At 41.2% G+C, this 21,791-nt stretch carries 23 protein-coding genes; 9 read left to right on the plus strand and 14 right to left on the minus strand.

Annotation, left to right across the window (positions count from 1 at the left end; translation table 11 throughout):
* Nucleotides 1-221: 221 nt before the first annotated feature.
* The 5 genes from AC1U9Z_RS16515 to AC1U9Z_RS16535 all read right to left on the minus strand — a co-directional run bounded on the left by AC1U9Z_RS16515 (nucleotide 222) and on the right by AC1U9Z_RS16535 (nucleotide 4,331).
* A complete protein-coding gene (locus AC1U9Z_RS16515; RefSeq protein ID WP_333531297.1) occupies nucleotides 222-635 on the minus strand; it encodes a CD1247 N-terminal domain-containing protein in 414 nt (137 codons plus the stop codon).
* 82 nt (nucleotides 636-717) lie between these two features.
* Nucleotides 718-1,275, minus strand: a complete 558-nt coding sequence (gene efp, locus AC1U9Z_RS16520) for an elongation factor P (protein WP_333531296.1) — start codon at nucleotides 1,273-1,275, stop codon at nucleotides 718-720.
* 25 nt (nucleotides 1,276-1,300) lie between these two features.
* On the minus strand, nucleotides 1,301-2,374 hold the full coding sequence (locus AC1U9Z_RS16525) for a M24 family metallopeptidase (protein ID WP_479958370.1): 1,074 nt from the start codon (nucleotides 2,372-2,374) through the stop codon (nucleotides 1,301-1,303).
* Nucleotides 2,334-2,819 (minus strand): type II 3-dehydroquinate dehydratase, encoded by a 486-nt coding sequence (aroQ, locus tag AC1U9Z_RS16530; RefSeq protein WP_333531294.1) that lies wholly within the window; start codon nucleotides 2,817-2,819, stop codon nucleotides 2,334-2,336. The genes AC1U9Z_RS16525 and aroQ overlap by 41 nt, the downstream gene beginning before the upstream one ends.
* Before the next feature lie 138 nt (nucleotides 2,820-2,957).
* Nucleotides 2,958-4,331 carry a TldD/PmbA family protein gene (locus AC1U9Z_RS16535; RefSeq protein WP_333531293.1) on the minus strand — a complete coding sequence of 458 codons (1,374 nt, stop codon included), beginning with the start codon at nucleotides 4,329-4,331 and terminating at the stop codon, nucleotides 2,958-2,960.
* Between the two features lie 306 nt (nucleotides 4,332-4,637).
* On the opposite strand from AC1U9Z_RS16535, the gene AC1U9Z_RS16540 reads away from it, so the two are divergent.
* Nucleotides 4,638-4,883: a hypothetical protein gene (locus tag AC1U9Z_RS16540; RefSeq protein ID WP_479958371.1), complete on the plus strand. Its 246-nt coding sequence runs from the start codon at nucleotides 4,638-4,640 to the stop codon at nucleotides 4,881-4,883.
* A gap of 65 nt (nucleotides 4,884-4,948) precedes the next feature.
* Here the strand turns inward: AC1U9Z_RS16540 and AC1U9Z_RS16545 are convergent, their stop codons facing one another.
* From AC1U9Z_RS16545 to AC1U9Z_RS16560, 4 genes are all read right to left on the minus strand, one after another.
* Nucleotides 4,949-6,676: an N-acetylmuramoyl-L-alanine amidase gene (locus AC1U9Z_RS16545; protein ID WP_479958372.1), complete on the minus strand. Its 1,728-nt coding sequence runs from the start codon at nucleotides 6,674-6,676 to the stop codon at nucleotides 4,949-4,951.
* Nucleotides 6,669-7,052 (minus strand): BlaI/MecI/CopY family transcriptional regulator, encoded by a 384-nt coding sequence (locus AC1U9Z_RS16550; protein ID WP_333531290.1) that lies wholly within the window; start codon nucleotides 7,050-7,052, stop codon nucleotides 6,669-6,671. Before AC1U9Z_RS16550 ends, AC1U9Z_RS16545 begins: the two co-directional genes overlap by 8 nt.
* Nucleotides 7,053-7,189: 137 nt before the next feature.
* Nucleotides 7,190-7,402 (minus strand): sporulation peptidase YabG, encoded by a 213-nt coding sequence (locus tag AC1U9Z_RS16555; RefSeq protein ID WP_011877409.1) that lies wholly within the window; start codon nucleotides 7,400-7,402, stop codon nucleotides 7,190-7,192.
* 126 nt (nucleotides 7,403-7,528) lie between these two features.
* Nucleotides 7,529-8,278, minus strand: coding sequence for a prepilin peptidase (locus AC1U9Z_RS16560; RefSeq protein ID WP_479958373.1), 750 nt, complete (start codon nucleotides 8,276-8,278; stop codon nucleotides 7,529-7,531).
* 180 nt (nucleotides 8,279-8,458) lie between these two features.
* Between AC1U9Z_RS16560 and AC1U9Z_RS16565 the strand changes: the two genes are divergently transcribed.
* Both AC1U9Z_RS16565 and AC1U9Z_RS16570 read left to right on the plus strand, forming a co-directional pair.
* Entirely contained in the window at nucleotides 8,459-9,670 is a 1,212-nt protein-coding gene (locus AC1U9Z_RS16565; RefSeq protein ID WP_479958374.1) for a hypothetical protein, read from the plus strand.
* Between the two features lie 173 nt (nucleotides 9,671-9,843).
* A complete protein-coding gene (locus AC1U9Z_RS16570; RefSeq protein WP_333531287.1) occupies nucleotides 9,844-10,662 on the plus strand; it encodes an EFR1 family ferrodoxin in 819 nt (272 codons plus the stop codon).
* Between the two features lie 12 nt (nucleotides 10,663-10,674).
* Here AC1U9Z_RS16570 and AC1U9Z_RS16575 read toward each other — a convergent pair whose 3' ends face one another.
* Nucleotides 10,675-10,965 carry a DUF5658 family protein gene (locus AC1U9Z_RS16575; protein WP_479958384.1) on the minus strand — a complete coding sequence of 97 codons (291 nt, stop codon included), beginning with the start codon at nucleotides 10,963-10,965 and terminating at the stop codon, nucleotides 10,675-10,677.
* A 193-nt stretch (nucleotides 10,966-11,158) separates the two neighbouring features.
* Between AC1U9Z_RS16575 and AC1U9Z_RS16580 the strand changes: the two genes are divergently transcribed.
* From AC1U9Z_RS16580 to AC1U9Z_RS16595, 4 genes are all read left to right on the plus strand, one after another.
* Nucleotides 11,159-11,923: an ABC transporter permease gene (locus tag AC1U9Z_RS16580; RefSeq protein ID WP_479958375.1), complete on the plus strand. Its 765-nt coding sequence runs from the start codon at nucleotides 11,159-11,161 to the stop codon at nucleotides 11,921-11,923.
* The gene (locus AC1U9Z_RS16585; protein WP_479958376.1) at nucleotides 11,910-12,653 is read left to right on the plus strand and encodes an ABC transporter ATP-binding protein; all 744 of its coding nucleotides are present in this window, start codon (nucleotides 11,910-11,912) and stop codon (nucleotides 12,651-12,653) included. Before AC1U9Z_RS16580 ends, AC1U9Z_RS16585 begins: the two co-directional genes overlap by 14 nt.
* Before the next feature lie 18 nt (nucleotides 12,654-12,671).
* Nucleotides 12,672-13,658, plus strand: a complete 987-nt coding sequence (locus AC1U9Z_RS16590) for an ABC transporter substrate-binding protein (protein WP_479958377.1) — start codon at nucleotides 12,672-12,674, stop codon at nucleotides 13,656-13,658.
* Nucleotides 13,659-13,840: 182 nt separating this feature from the next.
* A complete protein-coding gene (locus AC1U9Z_RS16595) occupies nucleotides 13,841-14,674 on the plus strand; it encodes an S-layer homology domain-containing protein (protein ID WP_333531283.1) in 834 nt (277 codons plus the stop codon).
* Between the two features lie 79 nt (nucleotides 14,675-14,753).
* Here the strand turns inward: AC1U9Z_RS16595 and AC1U9Z_RS16600 are convergent, their stop codons facing one another.
* The gene (locus AC1U9Z_RS16600) at nucleotides 14,754-16,625 is read right to left on the minus strand and encodes a methyl-accepting chemotaxis protein (protein ID WP_479958378.1); all 1,872 of its coding nucleotides are present in this window, start codon (nucleotides 16,623-16,625) and stop codon (nucleotides 14,754-14,756) included.
* Nucleotides 16,626-17,287: 662 nt separating this feature from the next.
* Here AC1U9Z_RS16600 and AC1U9Z_RS16605 point away from each other — a divergent pair.
* Both AC1U9Z_RS16605 and AC1U9Z_RS16610 read left to right on the plus strand, forming a co-directional pair.
* The gene (locus AC1U9Z_RS16605) at nucleotides 17,288-17,533 is read left to right on the plus strand and encodes a hypothetical protein (RefSeq protein ID WP_479958379.1); all 246 of its coding nucleotides are present in this window, start codon (nucleotides 17,288-17,290) and stop codon (nucleotides 17,531-17,533) included.
* Nucleotides 17,533-17,919, plus strand: coding sequence for a retropepsin-like aspartic protease (locus AC1U9Z_RS16610; protein WP_479958380.1), 387 nt, complete (start codon nucleotides 17,533-17,535; stop codon nucleotides 17,917-17,919). Before AC1U9Z_RS16605 ends, AC1U9Z_RS16610 begins: the two co-directional genes overlap by 1 nt.
* Before the next feature lie 597 nt (nucleotides 17,920-18,516).
* On the opposite strand, the gene AC1U9Z_RS16615 is transcribed toward AC1U9Z_RS16610, so the two are convergent.
* From AC1U9Z_RS16615 to AC1U9Z_RS16625, 3 genes are all read right to left on the minus strand, one after another.
* Nucleotides 18,517-19,329: a metallophosphoesterase gene (locus AC1U9Z_RS16615; protein WP_479958381.1), complete on the minus strand. Its 813-nt coding sequence runs from the start codon at nucleotides 19,327-19,329 to the stop codon at nucleotides 18,517-18,519.
* 647 nt (nucleotides 19,330-19,976) lie between these two features.
* Complete coding sequence (locus AC1U9Z_RS16620) at nucleotides 19,977-21,065, minus strand: tyrosine-type recombinase/integrase (RefSeq protein WP_479958382.1); 1,089 nt, start codon at nucleotides 21,063-21,065, stop codon at nucleotides 19,977-19,979.
* A gap of 72 nt (nucleotides 21,066-21,137) precedes the next feature.
* Nucleotides 21,138-21,323 (minus strand): helix-turn-helix domain-containing protein, encoded by a 186-nt coding sequence (locus AC1U9Z_RS16625; protein WP_479958383.1) that lies wholly within the window; start codon nucleotides 21,321-21,323, stop codon nucleotides 21,138-21,140.
* Between the last annotated feature and the right edge of the window lie 468 nt (nucleotides 21,324-21,791).

Below are 21,791 nucleotides of genomic sequence, written 5' to 3' on the forward strand. Positions count from 1 at the left end.
ACTGTATTTCTTTACAAATGCATCCCAATGTCCGTGGTGATCGAAAAATATCTGTTTTAATATATTTGTTTCCATATCCTAAGAGTAGCAAAAAATTGCAAGTAAAAGGACCCCTAAAACTTATACTTTCTGAATAAACAAGTAAAAGGACCCCTAAAACTTATACTTTCTGAATAAATAAAAAAAACAGGGTCTGCGACCCTGTCCTGCTTGTTGCGTGATTATAAATTTCTGCCGCCCTCTTTGTTTTCCAGTGAATCCGCTTCATCGTCATTTACAAAAACCACTTCATCACAATTGGGGCAGGTAACTTCTATAACGTCATCGTCCTCCAGTATATCTGACTCAAACATCACGGTTTCACCACAGCCGGGGCATTCGACCTCTACATAGTCTTCCCCTTCGCATTCGCAGCCACCCAGATCTTCCTCTAAGGTATAAAGGTCTTCATCAATGGTTTCCACGTAATCTTCCAGTTGTTCCTGGGCTTCCTCTAGACCTTCTAATTCTTCGGCTACATCCTGTAAAACACTAATAATTCCATTTAGTAAGCGCCCTTCCTTGTTTTCCACTGGCAGATCCATTCCGTCGGCCAAGCCCTGCAGGTACGCTACCTTTGATTTTAAACTATCCATGCAAAAACCCCCTTTACATTGGTACCGTAGTAACTCTACAGTATTATTCCTCAAGCAAGGGGGTTTTAAACATATTAGGATATTATACCCGTTTTACATAGTTACCCGTACGGGTATCTACTTGCAGCACATCTCCCACGTTGACAAAGAAGGGAACGTTGATTACTGCACCGGTTTCCAGAGTGGCAGGCTTGCCACCGCCGGAAGCTGTGTCCCCTTTAATGCCAGGGGCAGTTTCTACCACTTCCAATTCAACCGTGTTGGGAAGATCAACGGCAATAATACTTCCATTGTAGCTGGCAATGTTAAGGGTCATATTTTCTTTTAGCCACTTGATGGCATCTCCCATATCTCCCTTGGAAACCGTAAACTGATCATAGGTTTCCATATTCATCATGTTGTAGCTTTCACCATCATTGTACAGGTACTGCACTTCCTGACGCTCAATTCTAGCCGGCGTCAATTTTTCGTTGGGGTTAAAGGTTCTTTCAATCACTGCCCCGGTACGCATGTTTCTCATTTTGGTACGTACAAAAGCAGCCCCTTTACCGGGTTTAACATGCTGGAACTCTACAATTTGACAAACATCATTGTCAATTTCGACCGTTAAGCCGGTCCTAAAATCACTGGTAGAAATCAACGTAATCACCCTCCTAAAACTAAATTTACAGACTAATCAACTCATTTTTAGGTGAAGAAGTGAGTATCTCACACCCATTTTCAGTTACTAACACACTATCCTCTATACGCACCCCGCCCCATTGAGGCAGGTAGATGCCTGGTTCAATCGTAACAACCATACCCGGCTGCAACATCGTTTCATCCTTTGTGTTCAATCTGGGATTTTCGTGAATGGCAATGCCCACACCGTGACCGGTACCATGGCCAAAAAATTCCCCATACCCATGACTTGTGATCACCTTACGAGCCGCAGCATCCACTTCCTTCGCGGGAATGCCTGCCTTTACCGCTGCCAATCCAGCCATTTGAGCTTCCAGAACGATATGATATATTTCTAGCTGCTTAGAATCGGGTTGCCCTAATACCACTGTACGGGTCATATCCGAATTATAACCTTGATATAGGGCACCGAAATCCATGGTTAAAAAATCACCCGTTTGTAATTGACGCTGGCTGGCAACACCATGGGGCAATGCGGATCTTGGACCAGAGGCCATGATGGTATCAAAGGCAGTCCCCGAAGCTCCCAGTTGGCGCATAAAAAATTCCAGTTCCAGGGTTAATGCTAACTCTGAAATACCAGGCCGGATGTATTGTAAAATGTGAGAAAAGGCTTTATCGCCAATTTCCATGGCTTGACGAATGACCTTTATTTCCGTTTCATCCTTGATCAGCCGCAGTTCTTCCACCAATCCCTCACAGGGAACGAGTTCAATGTCCGACAGATGATGCTTGAGTTCCTGATATTTCTTATAAGATAGATCCTCCGCCTCAAAGGCTAGTTTCTCACCTTTATAATTTCTCAATCTTTCAGAAAGTAATCCAAAGGGTGATATTTGCTCAACCTTAACCACATTGAAATGAGGGCTTTGTATTTTAACTTGTTCGATGTATCGAAAATCAGTAAAAAAATCAGCCGTCGCTTGGCCAATTAGCAAAACCCCAGTGGTACCGGTAAAACCACTGAGGTAATAACGATTTTCCGGTTTGGTAATAAACAAATGGGAAATTCCCTTTTCAGACATTTTCTGACGTAGTCTGACTAGACGTTGTATCATTTTTTAACCTCCTGGATTGCGCAAGGGATACGGCTGCCCGAAGACCAAGCAAATAGCTGTCCAAACCCAAACCACTGATTTGACCGGCAGCCACTTCAGCAATCACCGATTTTCGGCGAAATTCTTCCCGGGCATGTATGTTCGATAAATGCACCTCAATCACAGGAATGTCAAGGGAAGCTACGGCATCCCGCAGCGCTATGCTATAATGCGTGAATGCTCCTGGATTAAACACCACAGCATCCATCCTTGCAGATGCTGCCTGGATCTTATCAATTAAGTCCCCTTCGTGGTTGGATTGATAGGTTTCTACCACTGCTGCCAGTTCCTTGGCCAACCCGAGGATTTGAGTATTTATTTGATCCAAGGTGATAAAACCATAGACCTTTGGTTCCCTTTTACCCAATTGATTTAAATTGGGTCCATGCAATACAAGAATATTCATATTTTCATTCTCCCCACATTACCGACACACATTTTACCATATTACATATACCCTTGCAAAGATAGTAACAAAATAAAAAAGTTTGTATTTCTTAATATAGAAATAAAAGAATGGGCACTGGAAAGTGCCCATGGGGAATTAGCTGCCGCTAAGGGACATTGAGGCAACACGCAGGCTCGGTGCCCCTTTGCCACCAAAAAACTCAAGATCATTACCCACAGCATCCACTGAACCTAGCAGTTCCATAATATTCCCTGCAATGGCTACCCCTCTCACAGGCCTGGTCAACTGACCATTTTCGATCCAGATTCCTGAGGCACCCAGCGAAAAATCACCGGAAATGGGATTTGCCGTGTGCATCCCCATAACCTCGGTTACGTATAAGCCGTTATTAACCTCTTTAATCATTTGCTCCGCACTAACTTGGCCCGGACGAATAAAGAAGTTGGTGGTTCCTACCTCCGGTGTGCCCTTAAAGGAACCCCGGATGCCATTACCGGTGGATTGAATGCCCTCCTTGGCTGCGGTATAGGTATTATGTAAAAATCCCTTTAATTGTCCCTGTTCAATTAAAATCGTCTCTGAGGTAGGTACTCCTTCACCATCAAAGGGAGCAGAGGCGATCCCCCCTTTACGTCTGCCATCATCCACCACCGTAATCAATTTGTTGGCCACTTCTTGGCCTACTTTGCCACCAAAAAGAGACCGGCCCTTTTGCACTGCTTCACCGGATAAAGCCGGAGCCAATAATCCTAAAAAATTGGTGGCAATGTAGGGGTCTAAAACAACCGCCGCCCGCTGGGATTTTACCGGCTTGGCCCCCAGCATGCGTACAGCCCGTGCCGCCGCAGTTTTACCTATGAATACTGGGTCCAGATCTGAGTATTTCAAACCATATGTCATGGCGAAACCAGTCTGGCTATCCTCACCCTCGCCTGCCACCAGTGACAAGTAAATACCACAGTAGGCCCCTTGATAATGGGCCTGCAGCCCCAGGGAATTTACAATGCTTACTTCCATTTCGCCATCCTGATAGGAGGAGCTTTCAATAATCTTAATCCGGCTGTCTTGTTGCTTGGCGACATTCTCCATCTCCACCGCCATTTTTATTTTTTCCTCCACCGAAGCAGCATGAATGGCAGGATCATAAATATCCAATGTCGGATATTGTTCATTTATTTGTGGTAGAGTATAGTAGGTATCCGGCTCCGTATTGGCACCATTGGCCAGGGCCTGCTGAACAACTTGGTCCAAACCTAAAGTACCAAAGTCCGTTGTAAAGGCAAAGCCCACCCGACCATCTGTAATAACCCGGATACCTAAGCCACGATCTTCTGCCAATTTCATCGTCTCTACTTCAGCATTCCGAGTTTCAATGGATAACTCCTTGCCACTCAGCAGGAAAGCCTCCGCCATTGTTGCACCACCTGCCGTTGCCCTTTGGACAGCATTTTGTGCGATGGTAATATATTTATCACTCAAGGAAAATACCCAGCTCCTTTCTCTCAACATAAGTATTGTTACCGTAGAACTTTAAATTATTAGAATCCATTTTATAAACACCGCATAACTATGCGAAGTGCTTTGGTTAACAACTGGAAATGATTACCCCGTGGATAAGTTGTTCTATGAGACAGATGTGAATATTTTAAAGTTTCCAGTAAAAAAGTTACCCAGTGTTAATTATACCCAAAAAAACAAGTAACTGTGTACAATATGTTACTTTGCAGGAAAAAAAATACTCTTTATTGAATAAGAACGTGACTTACCCTTCGCTAGATAACGTGGGCACTGTTATTGTTAAGAAAGGAGAAAAAAATGGGAAGTGGAATTGGAGGACTTATCGCTAACTTATTAACCTATCCGGTTCTTCTGGCAAGTATATCAATTGCGATATTTTCCGCTATTCTACTTCTCATTAAAGGCAAGCAGTTGAATAAAAAGAATAAAATACTTGTTATTGTGCTGCTAATAATTGCCTTGTCTGTTATTTTGTTTCTAGTAATTATGGCAATAGCCTTTGGCAGTGCACACCCGCCAGCTTCTCCTGTACGGATAAGGTAAAAGCTTTATAAATATAATCTTACACGAACAAGGTTGATATACGTTTTATCATTGTTTTAGATTCCTTATCTATCATTAATGACAGTAAGAATACCGTCATGCAAGGCTTTAGCCGTCTGATGATTAAAATCTTTATCCATGAGCATCTCCCTGTCTGACGCATTGGTCATATAAGCCACGTTTACAATTAAAGCAGGTATTTTCAGACTGCTGTATTTTATGCTTTCAGGCATAGCTCTAACGCCTGCATCCTGTGTCTTAAGTCCATTAAGAACTGCCTCCTGAATCAACAATGCTGCCTTTTGTCCATTGAGCGTACCGTCTTCATCCCCCGAAGTATTATAAAATGTCAAGGTACCTTTATCTGCCCGATCGGGACTATTGTTAAAATGTATACTTACAAATAAAGAGGCATTTAAATCATCCGCTAATGCCATCCTGCTTTCCAATTTAGTCATCTGATCTCCTTGACGGGTTAATTCTGCTTTTACCCCGGATTCTTTAAGCATGTCCCGTAACAGAAGTGCGATTGCAAGATTCAAATCTTTCTCGTTCATACTGGTTTTATCTTCGTTATAGACAGCCCCTCTGTCTTCCCCTCCATGACCGGGATCAATTAGAACGGTTTTTCCTTCAATAGGAATCAGTTTATGTGCTTGCTCTTGCGCCAGCTTCTGTTCAACCGCCCCATTCGGGACTGTAACATTTTGCTTTCCAATCGTTAATCCATTTTCATCCTTTGAATTTGAGTACGCCCCCAGTGCTATTGCCAGGGAGCCTAGTAAAACGATTATTACAGTGGATAAAACGATGGTTCTTTTGGATTTTACTCGATCTGACATGATATTACCCAACCTTTCTTTTAAATCCTTTTTCCCCTCATTTAGCGTCATGGAGAAAACATTCCCTTTGTATGCAGTATCTAAGGATACGACACTAAGAATGGTATTGCAGTATGCCGCTCTTTTTGAAATATCGAATCCCCGAGACACTGCTTCGTCACAGGACAACTCACACAATCTATTTATCTGTCGATTCATCCGATACATTAGGGGATTGAACCAGTGGATGCATACCGTAAGTTGTAAAATCCATTTGTACCAGATGTCAAGACGTTTGAGGTGGATCAGCTCATGCCTAAAAACATAATTTAGTTCATCAAATGTCAACTGATTTTCCGGTATAATAACTACCGGTTTAAATAATCCAATGAGCATAGGAGTTTTTAATATCCTGTTTTGGTAAAGGGGAATTTTTCTTTTTATGCCAAGTTCATTTTTCACCTTATTGAACAAATCGAATAAATTTTTGTCGATTGTAGTCATTGAACCTGCTTGTACGTGATCCATAAAACGTTTGTATTGAAAGACCCTGAGACTAAAAAGGAAAAGTGCGCCAACGGCCCATAAAATCCATATATTTCCTAGGTAATTATAAAAACTTTCTTTGGTTTGATGAGCGATCGGTGCTTCCGGTTGGTTATGAACCTTTCGTTGGTCTTTTGGGTATGGTTTTATTTCTGTAGCATGCATAACAGATGCCGCATCCTGCCGTTGCTCAGTTAAGGCAATTTTATCCCGGTTAACCGACTCAATCTTATCAAACAGGTTTCCCACCATACTGATATCCGGGGAAAAAGGAATGAGCATTCGCAGAATAACGATCAGCCAAATATAATACTGCCAGGTTTTAGATAAATATTTCTTTGTCAACGGTCTCATGGCAAAAAGAATAAAAGCTATAACTGAACCGGATAAGGAAAGCGACAAAACCAGCTTGAAAAAATCATTCATGTCGCTCACCTTCCGATTTTATAAATGCCTTAAGTTCCTCAATATCTTCCTGGGTAAGATCGTAATTTTGAACCAGAGAAGTCACCAGATTTTTTACGCTGCCTCCATACAAGTTCTTAATAAAGTTTTTGGTCTGCCTATCTAAATATTCTACTTCGGATATGGCTGGCAAATAGCAGTATACATCCAACTTTTCCTGTATAACTGCGTTTTTTTCATAGAGCCTTTTAATAAGAGTCCGAACAGTTGAACGGTCCCATCCCATCCGATCCTTGAGCTGCTGATAGATATAATTAGTAGATAAGGGCTTATCTGCGCCCCATAATATTTTCATCACCTCAAGCTCTGCTTCTGAAATTTTATGCGTTTTATTCATAAGAAACCTCCCCGCGTTACAATTGTCACCAATAATAGTATGTTACACCCGTCACCAGTTATTGTCAATCGTTTACAACCTTTTCGTTCGTCCAAATACTCCGATAAAAAACGAAACCGCCCCATTGGGCGGCATTTCTAGTGCACAAAATTCTGGGTCAAGGCAAAGAGTTTTCTAGCCGAGACCGGATTAAGTTCCTGTACGGAAGCCTCTACAATCAGATTGGGGTCCAACAGGGCCAGAATGGCTACCTTTTCACCTGTCCTCTGATTGGTATAAAAGCCTAAAACACAAAATTGCATATCCTCGCCGTAAATCTTTCTTGTTACAATGTCACCAATTTTCACCACCCACTACCCCCTAGCTATAGAAAAGGTCAATAAAATACCTGCCATTATTCTTACATTAACATATGACTTCGGGTAGGAAGGTGTGTCTGGACACTTTTTTCACTTTTGGCTGACATTCGATTATATTTAAAAAAAGCCTAGGTACCAGGCAAAAATTTTCTCCCCCCAAAAGGCTGCTATAATTGCCCCAAGGGCCAAAAAGGGCCCAAAGGGAACCGCATCCTTGCGCCCTTTGATACCAGTAGCCAATAATAAAATACCCAGCAAACCACCTAATAAAAAGGAAAGAAACAGGGCCAGGGCCACGGACTTTAACCCCAGATAAAGCCCCATCACAGCTGCCAACTTAATATCACCACCACCCATACCACCCTTGGAAGCAATGGCAATCAAAAGTAATACGAGACCAGCAGCAAGGAACCCAATCGCACCCCATTTTAATTGATCCATAGATTGCAAGAAAACCATGGGTACTCCCAGCAATCCCCCAACCAGCAAAACACCATCCGGGATAATTTGGTGGTATAAATCAATAACCGTGGTGACCACCAACATAGAAAAAAACGTAAGCATAGCCAAGGCCTCCCAGGATATACCCCAGGTAAACACCGTGGCCAAAAAGAGTAAACCAGTGGCCAACTCAACGAACGGATACTGCCAGGATACTTGCACACCACAGTAACGACATTTACCCCTTAAAAGAATATAGCTAAGCACAGGGACTAAATCCCTCGGCCTTAGGCGGTTGCTGCAGGCAAAACAGTGGGAGGGCGTGGTAACCACCGTTTCCCCCAAGGGAATCCGGTAAATGCAAACATTTAAAAAGCTGCCCACCACCAACCCAGTAATAAAAATAACACTGTAAAATACAATCACTTTGTTTCCTCCATCAAAGACTACCCTGCAATTAAAGACATGGGGGTCCATTCGGTATTTATTTCTTCTTGGGTTTATAAAAACCCTGTATACTTCTATCTGAATGGAACCGTTTTTTTGTATAATATATGAAATACTGTTAATTACCTGTACCTTTGCGTCAAGGAGGAATAGAAAATAATGTTTAGAAAAACCATGAGCGGGTTTCTCGTGCTGTTAACTTCCTTATTATTAATCGCCTTTCCTTCCGTTCAAGCCTGGGGGGCAGGTCTAGTAATTGAATTTGAAAAGGAGCAAGGCGGTAAAGAGGTTGACCGGGGCATCAGAGCCATCCACACTGCGGACGGCGGTTATCTTGTGTTGGCCGAGACCATGTCATCCTATCTGCAGGGGCATGGCAAAAACGACGCCTTACTAATTAAATTTGATGACAAAGGCCTGGTTAAATGGCAGAAAACCTACGGTGGGGGCGACGACGACCGGGTCTTCTCCGTAAAACAAACCAAAGACGGTGGATTTATCCTAACCGGCGTTAGCCAATCCTTTACCTGGGATTTGGACAAAAACCTTTACCTCGTAAAAACCGATAACTTGGGCCAGCAAAAATGGTACAAAATCTATGGGGGCAAAGGTGATGACAGCGGCAGGTGGGCAGAGGAAACCTCCGATGGCGGTTTTATCATTGTGGGGGAAACAAACTCTTCCGGTGCCGGGGATAAAGATATTTACCTCATTAAAACCAATGACCAGGGTAAACTGCAATGGGAGCAAACCCTTGGTGGTAAAAAATATGAATCCGGGGTCCAGGTATTCGAAACCAAGGATGGCGGCTACCTGCTGGCTGGCCAGACCAATTCCACAAAAACAGGTGATTTTGACATCTACTTGGCTAAGGTTGATCCCAAAGGAAAAAAACAGTGGGACAAAACCCTTGGTGGCAGCGGCTTAGACAGTGTAAATTATTTGCAGCAGACATCCGATGGCGGCTACATCCTGGCCGGGGAAACATCTAGCTTTAACACCACTGGTTCGGATGCTTATCTGCTAAAGACCGACCAGCTAGGCAATCTTCAGTGGGAAAAAACCTTCCGGGGTAACGGCTGGGCAGTGGCTAAATCCGTGCAGCAAGACCAGGAGGGCTCCTTCCTGCTAGCTGGCTGGACCACCGCCAAGGATGGAAAAGGTTTTGATCTTTACCTGGTTAAAACCGACCAAACCGGCAATCAATTATGGGACAAAACCCTGGCCGGAAGTAAATTTGACCAGAGTTTCTCTATCCAACAGAACAACAACAGCATTTTAATCACCGGCTGGTTCACCGAAAAACTTAAGTGGACTAAAAACCACAATAACGATGTGCAGATTTATTTTATGAAGCTTAATCTCAAATAAGGTAATCGCATCCGGCTTGCATTAGGGCAGTTTAATTTTGCAAAATGCCAGCCGGACCCCGTTTTTTGATATATAATATTGAACAAATTAAATATAAAAACGACAAAAAAGCAAGTCCGGAAAGTCATTTTCCGGAAAAGAACAGACAAAAAATATTATTGAGGAGGGTTACGGTGAATAAAAAAATTCATGCCATGTATTTTAGTCCCACTGGTACAACCAGTAAAGTGGTTTCTGGCCTAGCAAAGAAGCTTTCAGAGAATATGCCGGGGACAACTGTCCTTAATCGTATCAATTTTACATTGCCGGGAGTAAGAAAAGAACAATTCTCTTTTTCACAAGAGGATGTTGTCATTATGGGAGTGCCGGTCTATGCCGGAAGGGTGCCCAATGTCTTGCTAAATTTTTTAAATACCCTTCAAGGAAATGGTGCGTTAGCCATTGCAGTCGTTGTCTATGGAAACAGAAATTATGACGATGCCTTAATCGAGCTAAGGGATATTCTTGAGTCATGCGGTTTTAAAGTTTTTGCAGGGGGGGCATTTATAGGGGAACACTCATTCTCTAAAACCCTTGCCCAGAACAGACCGGATGACAAAGATATGGCCATCGTAAGTGATTTTGCTGATCAAATATTTAATAAATTAACGACTCAAGATACTTGGCAAACGGTAGTTGTAAAAGGGAATAAACCTTATAGAGCCTATTATAAGCCTAAAAACAAAGAAGATATCCCTGTGGACATTCGGAAAGTCACACCAAAAACCAATAGCGATTGCATCGATTGCAAGCTTTGCGTCGAGGTCTGTCCCATGGGATCGATTGATGATGAAGATGTCTCAAAATTAAATGGCATTTGTATTAAATGTGGTGCCTGTATTAAAAATTGTCCAACAGAAGCGAAGTTTTACGATGACCCCGATTATTTAAGACACAAATATGAATTAGAAGTTGACTTTGCCAGCAGAAGAGAGCCAGAATTCTTTTTATAAAAACAGCTTAACCTAGAATAAGGCAACCTTTAATAACCATCTGCAATGTAAAATCATAACACCCAGCTTTGTGACCATAATAAGCTTTAGTGCTGACGGGAGCCAGGAAATTCGATGGTATACTCTGTAAAGAAAAAGGCAAGCGGAACTGACGAAGCAAAATGCACCTACCATGGTAAATACCGGTTCGTTTGAAAACAACCAGGACAATAATGGGTTCCCTTCCTTAATAACACCCAGACTTATGCCATAGTGGGTTAATAATAGATCCAGCAATGTCAGCAAGCATATAAACATTAACATTTTCAATGCACTACCCCGTATTTTTATAGGGTAGTATAACCAATCTTAGGGGTCAGGCTTACATAGTCTGACCCCTAAGATTGGTTATACGAAACAAAGTACTGCATCTTAGAAATTAAATCTGTGTTACAATTAAATTAAAAAATATTTTCTTCCGTTTAACCTAACAGATTTTCTTTCTAGGGAGGTTTTTATGCAGCGGCTAAAGGGTATTGTTATTCCACTCATGATTCTTTTGCTATGGCTTATTGGTTCAGCCACAGAATCGATCAACCAATATATTATTCCTCCTCCCTCTAGAATCTGGCAAACCTTCCTTGACCTTTCCGCCAGCGGCGTATTGCTTGATCATATCGCCATTAGCCTGTACAGGGTCTTTGCAGGTTTTCTTTTAACTGTCATGTTTGCCTTCCCATTGGCTGTTTTAGTTGGGATGAACCAAAGATTGGCACCTTTTATCGATCCTGTGCTGGATTTTCTGGGGCATATTCCGCCCATTTCCTGCATCCCGATTCTCATTCTCTGGTTTGGCATTGATGAGGCTTCCAAGCTGGCAGTTATTATCTTGGCTACCTTTTTCCCAGTCTTTCTAAACACCGCCAATGGTATCTTAGGCTGCAGCAAGCAACTGCTGGAGGTAGGCGATGTGTTTGGCTTTAATACCTGGGACAAGTTTTCACGCATTATTATGCCTGCAGCCCTCCCCTCCATCATTGTGGGATTCCGACTGGGGTTAGGCTACAGCTGGCGATCACTGATTGGTGCAGAACTGATTGCAGCCTCCTCAGGCATTGGCTATATGATCATCGAAGCGGAACAGCTTTCTCGGCCAGATATTATTATTGTGGGCATTCTTACCATCGGCTTGTTCGGCTATATGATTGATTTCTGTTTCTTTAAACTAACGAATTACCTACTCCCCTGGAATGGAAAGAGGGAATTATATGGCAGGAGTTAACATCGAAGATCTTAGCAAAACATACCTCATTCATGATCAAGAGGTAAAGGCCCTCTCAACTATTAATTTAACGATCCAGGACGGTAGTTTTGTCGCACTGGTGGGGAAGAGTGGTTCTGGTAAAACCACTTTGCTGAGACTTCTCTGCGGCTTAGAACAGATGACGAAGGGCCGAATTTCATTTCTTTCACCAGAAAAGCCAACGGCCACAGGAAAAGAAAGAATCAGTATTGTCTTTCAGGAACCCAGGCTGATGCCCTGGTTAACCGTGCAAGAAAATATGGCCCTCCCTTTAATTAAGGAAAAGAACCGCCAGCAGGTAAGCCAAACGGTTGCCCACTTTTTAGATTTGCTGGGTTTGAAAAAGTTTAAAGATGCTTATCCCTCACAGATCTCCGGCGGCATGGCCCAGAGGGTTGCTCTGGGTAGAACCCTTTGCTACGACCCTGACGTCATTCTGATGGACGAGCCGCTGGGGGCTCTGGACGCCTTTACCAGAAAGAATTTACAAACCGAATTGATTGATATTTTTCTATTACAGAAAAAGACCATTATTTTTGTTACACATGATGTGGATGAGGCCGTCTTTCTTAGCCAACGGGTGGTGATTTTTGATGGAGGAAAGATAATGGAGGATGTTCCAGTGCCACTGGACTATCCTCGGGACCCACTGGCGAAGGATTTTTTCCAGATTAGAGAACAGATTTTGCGCACAATTACCGGAAAATAAAAGAAATAAGGTGAAGTTATGAAAAGAATTTCTCAATTGATTGCTATTCTTATACTGACAACACTGGTACTGACAGGGTGCGGCGGGCAGCAAGCTCAACCCACTCCTTCCCCGGCCCAGGATGAGCCAAACCAACCAAAGGTTGAGAGTATTAAAATCTCCTATGTGAAACTACCACTTAATGTTCCTTCCATTGTGGAAAAGAAAATGGGGTTATTTGAAAAAGAATTTGAACGGGATCATATACAAGTTGTCTTTCCGGAAATTACCGAAGGTCCAAAAATGACAGCCGCCCTTGCTTCTGGATCTTTGGATTTTTGCAATGCCCTGGGCGGAACTTCTGCCATACTGGCAGCAGCCAACGGCGTTGATCTAAAGATTATTGGTATGTACAGCAGAGCACCCAAGGCCTTTACCCTCATGACCAAAGACCCCAGTATTCAATCTGTAGCCGACCTAAAGGGTAAAAAAGTTGCCGGTCCTAAAGGTACCATCCTGCACCAACTGCTTTTGGCCAGTCTGCAGGAAAATAACCTAAAAGCCGAAGACGTAGAATACATTAATATGCCCATACCTTCCGGCTTAACTGCCCTGCAATCGGGTAATGTCGACGCCGCCCTTATTGCCGGTCCGGCGGTACCAGGTGCCCTGGCCAGCGGTGCCCGGATTATCACCACCGGAGAAGGTCTCTTGGATGCCACCATTGTTATAGCTGTATCCGGGGACTTTTACAAAAATTATCCCGATCTGGTGCAGCGCTATTTAAAGGTCCATGCAGAAAGTCTTCAATACATGAAAGACAAACCCGAAGAGGTTTATGCCATGGCTGCCGAGGAAACGAATATCTCCCTGGCAGACGTCAAGCAGATGTACGACTGGTATGATTTTAACCCCTCCATCACAGACAAGGATATCGAAGACCTTGAGAAAACCCAGGAATTTCTGCTGCAAAACGACATGTTAACGAATAAAATCGATATTAAGGAACTCATTGTAACACCTTAATTAAAATAAAAAACAAACTCCCCTATCTCTAAATATCCCGCAGAAAGATAGAAGAGTTTGGCTATTTGGGGTCAGGCTTTCCATACTGTAAGCCTGACCCCAAAAAATTCCTGTTACTTTACTAATAATTTCACGTCTTATTGATTAGAAACAAAATAACGAACAACTAGGAGTTGATCCACTTGAAAAAAAAGTTATTTCCATTCGTTTTAAGTGCCCTTATGCTATTTCCTAACATCGGTTTTGGCCAAACTCATTTTACAGATGTTGCAGGCCACTGGGCTGCCAGCGAAATTGAAACCATTTACCAAAAGGGTTATCTAAAGGGCATTAGCAGTGATAAATTTAGCCCTAACACCCAAGTCAGCCGGACCGAGCTGGCCACTGCCTTGGATCGGATTTTTGAATTTAATTCCCATGATTTAAAAATTATCACCCAGGCTAACCCCAATCAGCCAGTGACCAGATTGGAAATTGCTAAAGCCATCAATGATTCCTTTAAAGCCAAAAACCTAGGGCTTATCACCACCCTAATGATGCCCGTCTATGAGGATACCTTAAATCTGTCCCAGGAAGACCAAAATATCATCGTTCTTATTTTTAACACAGGTATCATGAAAGGCAAGACTACTCAAAACTTTCATCCCCATGACAATGTTACCAGAGCAGAGCTAGCTGTTATTCTTAATCGAACACTTAATGCCAAACAATATGCTTTCCCCCTGAAAGAGGAATCGGACACTCAGCAAAAAACAGATCTCCGGGGTAAAATAATGGATATTACTACTGGTGAGGAAAATACCGAACTTTTTATTGAAGGTCCGATTGAAAAGGACACCCTGTATGATAAAGCCAGGGTGAGGATCACGGAAGAGACCCTATTTATGAAAGGGCCCTCTGAAATTTCACTGCAGGATCTTAAAACAGATTTAAACGTTGAAGTGGAATTTACTGGTCCGGTTACTAAATCCTACCCCGCCATTGGCACCGCTAAGGTTATTCGGGTTATAGAATAAGCCAAAAACTCGGGGTCAGGTTGCATTATGGCCGTTTCAATTTGCCATAACACAACCTGACCCCGACGATCCAATTTCCTTAAACTTTAAATTTTTGTACCATTGTATCAAGTTGACTGGCGATACCGGCAAGGGATTCTGCATTGGCAGACACTTCTTGCATAGAGGCAGTTTGTTCCTCTGTGGAGGCTGCGATGTTTTGAATACCTGAAGCCATTTGCTCAATATGGGACGTAACGCTTTCAATTTCTAGGGTCAGGCCTTGGACACCATTAATGATGTCCTTAAATTTATAGCCCACTTCTTGAACAACCACATTACCCGACTCAACTTCCTTTCTACTTTCTGCCATCGTATTTACTGCCCTCGTGGATTCGTTCTGAATGGCATTGACCAAACCGGATATCTCCTTCGCTGCCTGTCTGGATTGTTCTGCCAGTTTACGAACCTCATCCGATACAACGGCAAAGCCTCTGCCGTTTTCGCCCGCTCTGGCAGCCTCAATGGCAGCATTCAAGGCAAGCAGATTGGTCTGGTCTGCGATTTTGGTGATCAACTCCACGATATGGTTGATCTCTTGGGACTTTTTGCTAACCCCATCAACGGCCAGCGAAACGTCTCTGGTAGTATGGGCGATGGTGTCCATTTGCTGAATTACCCGTTCAATACCTTGGTTGCCTTCGTTAGCGATGTTATTTGTTGAATTAGACACCCCCGCTACCCTTTGCATCGTGACACTGACCGTATCGACTGTGTTGGATATTTGGCCCATCGTGATGGCTGTTTCATTGGCATTCGTAACAACTTGGCCAGCCGCCGAGGTAAATTGAGAAGACATATTGGTTAGTTGGCGAGTATTTTGGCCAATGCCTTTGATGATGGAGCTAAATTGATCAAGCATTTTTTGATAGGCACCTGCCATGATACCCACTTCATCCTGTGACTTAACACTTACTTTATGATAGAGTTCCCCAGCGGCAACTTTATTACTGATTTGAGCCAACTCTTCCAGTGGTTTAGCCAGGGATTTAGAAAACAGGAAGATCAAGACAATCAAAATAATGCTTATTCCTAAACAAACAGCAATAATTCTTTGCTGTTGTTTTCCGATTTCCTGAGCAACTCCGGATTTTAGACTGTTCGTTGCTAACCCGATAATAAAATAATTGGCCTCATCCGGCACTACAACCTGCACAAATTCTTGGCCGTTTTTTTCGATGATCTCAGACTGTTCCTGATTCAGCTTTTCTGTTGGGAAAACTTCCAATTCTATCCCTGACGCAAGTTCAACCTTACCTTCCTTATTAACAACCATGACATAATCAACAATGTCCTTTTCAACCAGGTTATCAATAAAGGTTTTCATGCCCAGCTTCTCCTTAAGTTGGACAACCTTTTCTGCTTCCATACCAACCTGAACAATACCTGGTTGGTCACTTCTACCGACTCCAACATATTTAAAATATTTATCGTCCAAATCTCGATTCATGGATGGTTGGGTAACAACTTCACCGGGCTTACCAATCAACTTGCGAAATTCACTGGCCTGAGCAGCGGGATCCGTGGGAAATACCCATCCCTGACCTTCATCCACATTCGTTAATGTTACAATACCCTTGGCATCTGTAATCCAAAACTCCCCAATGCCAGTTTGCCCAGCAATCTGCTTCAATCTTTCATTGGTAACCTTGCCTTGTTTTAATAATTCATCCATTAAAAAGGCTTGGGCCATCATATCCTGATTTAGGATATCTTCCGCAATATGCTCGGCCTCCTTTGCCGTGTGTCCGTTATTAATTAGTACTTTGGAAATCGTTAAGGCCTGATCCTTAAAGGATGAGAACAACGCTTTTTCAGAATTTAGATAGGAAAAATACCCGATTAATGATCCACCAAGAAATAATAATAATGCTATCGTGACAGTAAGTTTTGTTGAGATGCTATTTTTCATTTATGTTTTTCGGATATGTAAAACTGCAAAAACATAACCCAACACCCCCCCTTTTGTTATTTCTTTAACTTGCAGTTTTAAAAACTACCAAAACTGGCGTTTTTATTAACCCAGCTCCTTCCTAAAAACAACATCACCCTATCAGGGAAACCTAAAAGTGACTTCATTTTGATTTTTTAAGATTTATGCTATATTATGTAGACCTTTAATGGCAATTTTCCTTTGATGATATTTATTTGTATTTTACTAACTTTATCAGAAAATAAAATCTTTTTCATTTCTTTTTTCTTAATTTATTCTTAAAAATTTAAAAGCCAACCAGTCTCTAAAAAACCGCTTGGAACAACTGCTATAGGTAAGTAAGTTGGTCAAAATAAAAAAATCCTCTAATAATAAAAACTCCCCCACTAGGCAACGGATGCCAATCCATCGGGAGAGTTAAATAAACCAATCCCTTTATTTAGTTAAAGTGGCAACGCAGGGAGGGACAGTCCTATTTAGGTACAACTGGAAAATCAAGGGGGGATTCCGGTTTTCTCCCTGCTCAGATACCCCTGTAAATGGGTGGGAGTAACAAGTGGAACTAGCAGACCAGGAGGGCTTCTGGTTTCTCGCCCATGCACTATTATGATATAATCAATCCAAAAGGGTGTGATTAAGCTATGATGTGGGCAGAGGTTCGCAAACTTTTTCCTAACCAATTTGTACAAATGAAAGTCTTGCAATCACATACCGAAGATAACTACGAAGTTATAGATGATGTAGCTGTAATCCGCAGTATCTCGGATCCTAAGGAAGCCACCAGGGAGCTTGTAAAAAGCAAGGGCGATACCTTGGTTTATCATACCTCTAAGGAAGAAATTAGGATTAGAATTAGGATTTCTCCAGGTTTTCGGGGTATAATTTGATGACCAAATTAAAGTTTGAAAATGGATTACTCTATACATCTTTGAAGGTTTATTATAAAGGCAGAGTAAAAAACATTGATAAAATAGTAATCGATACAGGTGCCGCCCATTCTATCGTATCTACTGATGCCATCGAGGACGTTGGACTTATCATTGATGATGACGATGAAATTATTATTAGTGTTGGCATTGGTGGTAAGCAATTTGCAGTGATTAAACAAGTTGATGGTGTAGAGTTTAATGGGTTTAGGGTTGAGAACTGTAAGATAGATATTGGTGAAATTGATTTCGGTGGAGAAATTAATGGGTTACTAGGTTTGGATTTGTTAATAGAAGCAGGCGTGATTTTAGATTTGAAAAACTTAAGAATATTTGAAGCAGTGTAAATTATAGCAATAGAGATCAATTCAACGTTATAGTTATGCAATTCAAAATATTTAGTTATTTAAAGTGATAACTCACGTGGATTACGGTAGGAATGCCCGTTACCGGGCACCCCCCGTACAAATCCGTACATGAGGAATTACCTCACCCCCGAGGTGATTTCGGAGCTCAGTTTCTGGCCTGCGCTTCTCCCTGTCAACGCTTCACGTGCAGCCTCACGGCTGCCCGCGCATAACTCGGGGTCGTGATGGTGCAGCTACTCTTTTCACGTAGGGCTCTTTTACCCCCCTACTCTATGCCGGTTTTTCCCGGCGTTTACAACAAGCCCCTTCTGGGTAAAATTGAAATACCAGAGGAGGGGGTGCACCAGTGGTCTGCTCAACCTTGCTGGGTGGGATTCGCACCCACTATATGATGCGCCATTTATCGGTCGCACGGACAGTTTTGAGTAACACAAAAGAACCGCCTGAGACCACTGAAAAAGTGCTCCTAAAAATTCACCCTATACAATATGTTGTGATTCAATATGCGTTTTAGTCACAATATATTGAGTGGATTCTTGGAAAATGATACTTTTTCAGTGGTCTTGAATTGTCCCCTTATCTTCCCTCGATAGTAACCAAGGATACTTGGCTCCTATTGAATAATCTAATCGGCAATACACTTGTACCCAAACCACTGTCGATATAAAGTTTCTTGCCATGTTCAAGGTTATATACTCCCTTCTCCAGCTTTGGGAAAAATCCCTGGCCAGGAGCTACAATTCCTCCTATGACAGGGAACCTTACCTGTCCCCCGTGGGTGTGCCCACTTAAAATTAAGTCTGCTGGCAGGTTCTTTTCAGTTACGATCCCTGGAGAGTGAGATAGGAGTATCGTATAGAATTTCTCATTGATACCTTTGGCAGCAATTCCCAGATCAGCGCGCTCTGTATGAAAATCATCTACCCCACAGATATTGATACTGGTATTCCCGAAATCAATAATAATATTTTTATTATTTAGGATTACTACGTTAAGCTTTTTCAATCCCTGTAGGAAATCTTCCGTTCGATCGTTCTCCCATTCATGGTTACCCGATACAAAAAATACCTTCGGGGTGACCTTAACGAGTTCCTCAACAAACCTATAAGCATTCGAAAAATCCGTGGTGTTTCGATTAATTAAATCACCCGTAATGACAATGATATCTGGCTTTTGGCGTTTGATTTGTTTTATAAATTCTACGCTACCAGTAAAATTCCCACTATGTACATCCGATACTTGTAGAATTTTAAAGCTTGTATCTTGGGACAACTTATCGGTATTGAACTTTACCTTCGTTATCTTCGGGTAGTGAACTTCAAAATAGATTTCACAAAACACCATCAAGAATGCCAATAAAGTTAATGCAAAAACCAGATTTTGTAACATTCGAACCCTCACAATTACTATTTATAAAACTTACTGATAAAGCACCTAAGCGTGCCAAAGCCATCGTAATCCACTATTCTCATTCAAAAAATGGGTATAACCGCTCCACTTGTATTCATTCACTGGCTTGATCATACCTGCTTTGACAGGATTCATCCAGCTTCTTCTCATATAGTCTTAATAAACCGAAGTTTATCATTATCATCTTTAAAGATACCCTGTTCATTGCCACGGAGCAGGATGTGATAGAAGCCACCTTTGCTTTTCTCCCTCTGGTTCCTTGGCAATTTTAACACCCCCTAATTCATTATAAGCAGGGGTGTTATCGCAATCAAGACAAAAGAACCGTCATGTCTTCCCAGAAGTAAAAAGAAAAGCAGCCTCCAAAATGGATCAACTGCTTAACATTAAAGCATCCTCTCAAAACTGAGAGGATTTTATTTTTCAAAAACCGGTTGCAGTACAAAGCAAAAATAAAAGGGCCTGCATTTCTGCAGACCCTTGATTTTACTGGTCGGAGCGACAGGAGTTGAAGATGACTCCCCCAATGCCGTTAACCCTTGATTTTTCAAGGCTTTGAGGGAATTTACTTGTGTCCATTCCGAATTTTATTCCGAACCCAAATTTTGTAAGTTATCCACTCGGAATTATTCTGACTGTATTGCTTTTACTGAATCAACTATATTCAAACTCTTCTTAACTAAATGGGCGTAAGTTGTAGTGATAGTTTCTATGGTATCGCCTATCAAATCTGCTATTTGAGATAAAGAATATCCGGCATCAATCATTAAAGAAACAGCCGTATGTCTTAAATCATGGACTCTCATATGAGTGAAACCAGACTTATTCAACATTCTGTTTAAAGTTATTCTTACTGCATTTGCTCTGATAGGTCTACCATTTTCATTAAAAATAAGAGTTTCATTAATATTGATACTAACAGTTTGTCCATTTAGTTTTCTCTTTTTGTCCCTCAGTATAGCAACAACTTCTTCATCCAGTTTAATTGTCCTTAAACTGTTCTCAGTTTTAGGCTCTTGCTTAATAGTTCTTTTCTTGGTATTCGCTGATCTTTGAATAGTAATGGTATTTTTAATTAAATCGAAGTCTTTCCACTTCAGCCCTAGAACTTCTCCTAGTCTCATCCCTGTCGTAAGTAAGATAAGTATTATTGGATAATGTTTGTAGTGCTTACCATTGTCTTTTAATACTTTTATTTCATTCCAATTTAATACTTTTCTTTCTTTCCTTGGGTTCTTAGGAGGTGTTAATCCTATGGTCACATCTTTATTCATTAATTCCCACACAACCGCTGTTCTAAGGGCTGTTTTTAATGTTCCGTACATCCCTTTAATTGTCTTAGGTGCTAATTGATCATTTAAAGGTTTCAACTTTTCTCTTAGAAGCAAAACTTTCAAATCAATCAATTTTATTTTCCCAATCAAAGGAATCAACCTTTTTACATGATAAGAATATGTCTCATGTGTTCTTTCATCAATATCACTTTTTACTTGTTCCAGCCAATATTCTAAATATTGTTCTAGTGACATTAATGAATCTAGGTTATTATTTTGTTTAAGTTGAGCTTCAAATATTGCAGCGAATTGATTCGCTTCGGGTCTGCTCCCTTCAAACTTTTTGCTTTTTGTAATTTTTTTACCATTACTATCTTTGCCTAGATACACTGTGATTACATAAGAATTCTTCTTATCCTTTAATTTCTTTATTTGTGCCATTTTTTATCTCCTCATTAAATAAAGAGAAGATTAAGGTATATTATTGGTTCTACAATAACATACCCTCTTCCTTTATAAATTAAAATATTTCATTGTATTTCTTCGGGAAATATAATCCTCCATTGCCTTTTGTGTGACACGCAAGCCCCTTACGCCCGTTTTAAAAGATTCGATTTCGCCAGAATAGACCATTGAATAAACATCTTGCTTTCTCTTTTTAAGTAGCTTTGCAAGCTGTGGAATAGTATATATTTCCATATAATAATCACCTTTTATATTTAAATTTGATTAATATTTGATACTACGAATTCTAATAGATGAAATGAATTAAGCAGGGTTATCCCTGCTTTTTAATTATATATATATCTTTACTTTTATTATTAAAATAACAATATATTAGTAGACGTTTATAATTATATTTGTATTTTGATTATATTCTATTTTATAGTGATTAAAATAAAATTATTGTATATTATAAGTCATTTAGATTATACTAAGGTTAATTTATTAATAGAGTTATTGATGACCTATAAAGTTAAATATAGATTATGCACCTGTTCCCAATGAAGAGTTTGAAGAAATAATACCTGGATTCCCGGAAACTCATAACGAGGCCGGAGGGGTAATACCTAAGTGTTTATAAATTTCCTTCTGCTTCTCAAGAATCTCGCCAACCCGCAGTTTCTGGCCAGGCAATTCAAAGCATTCAATAACATCAAGTTTATC

This window comes from Desulfotomaculum sp., from assembly GCF_982386235.1.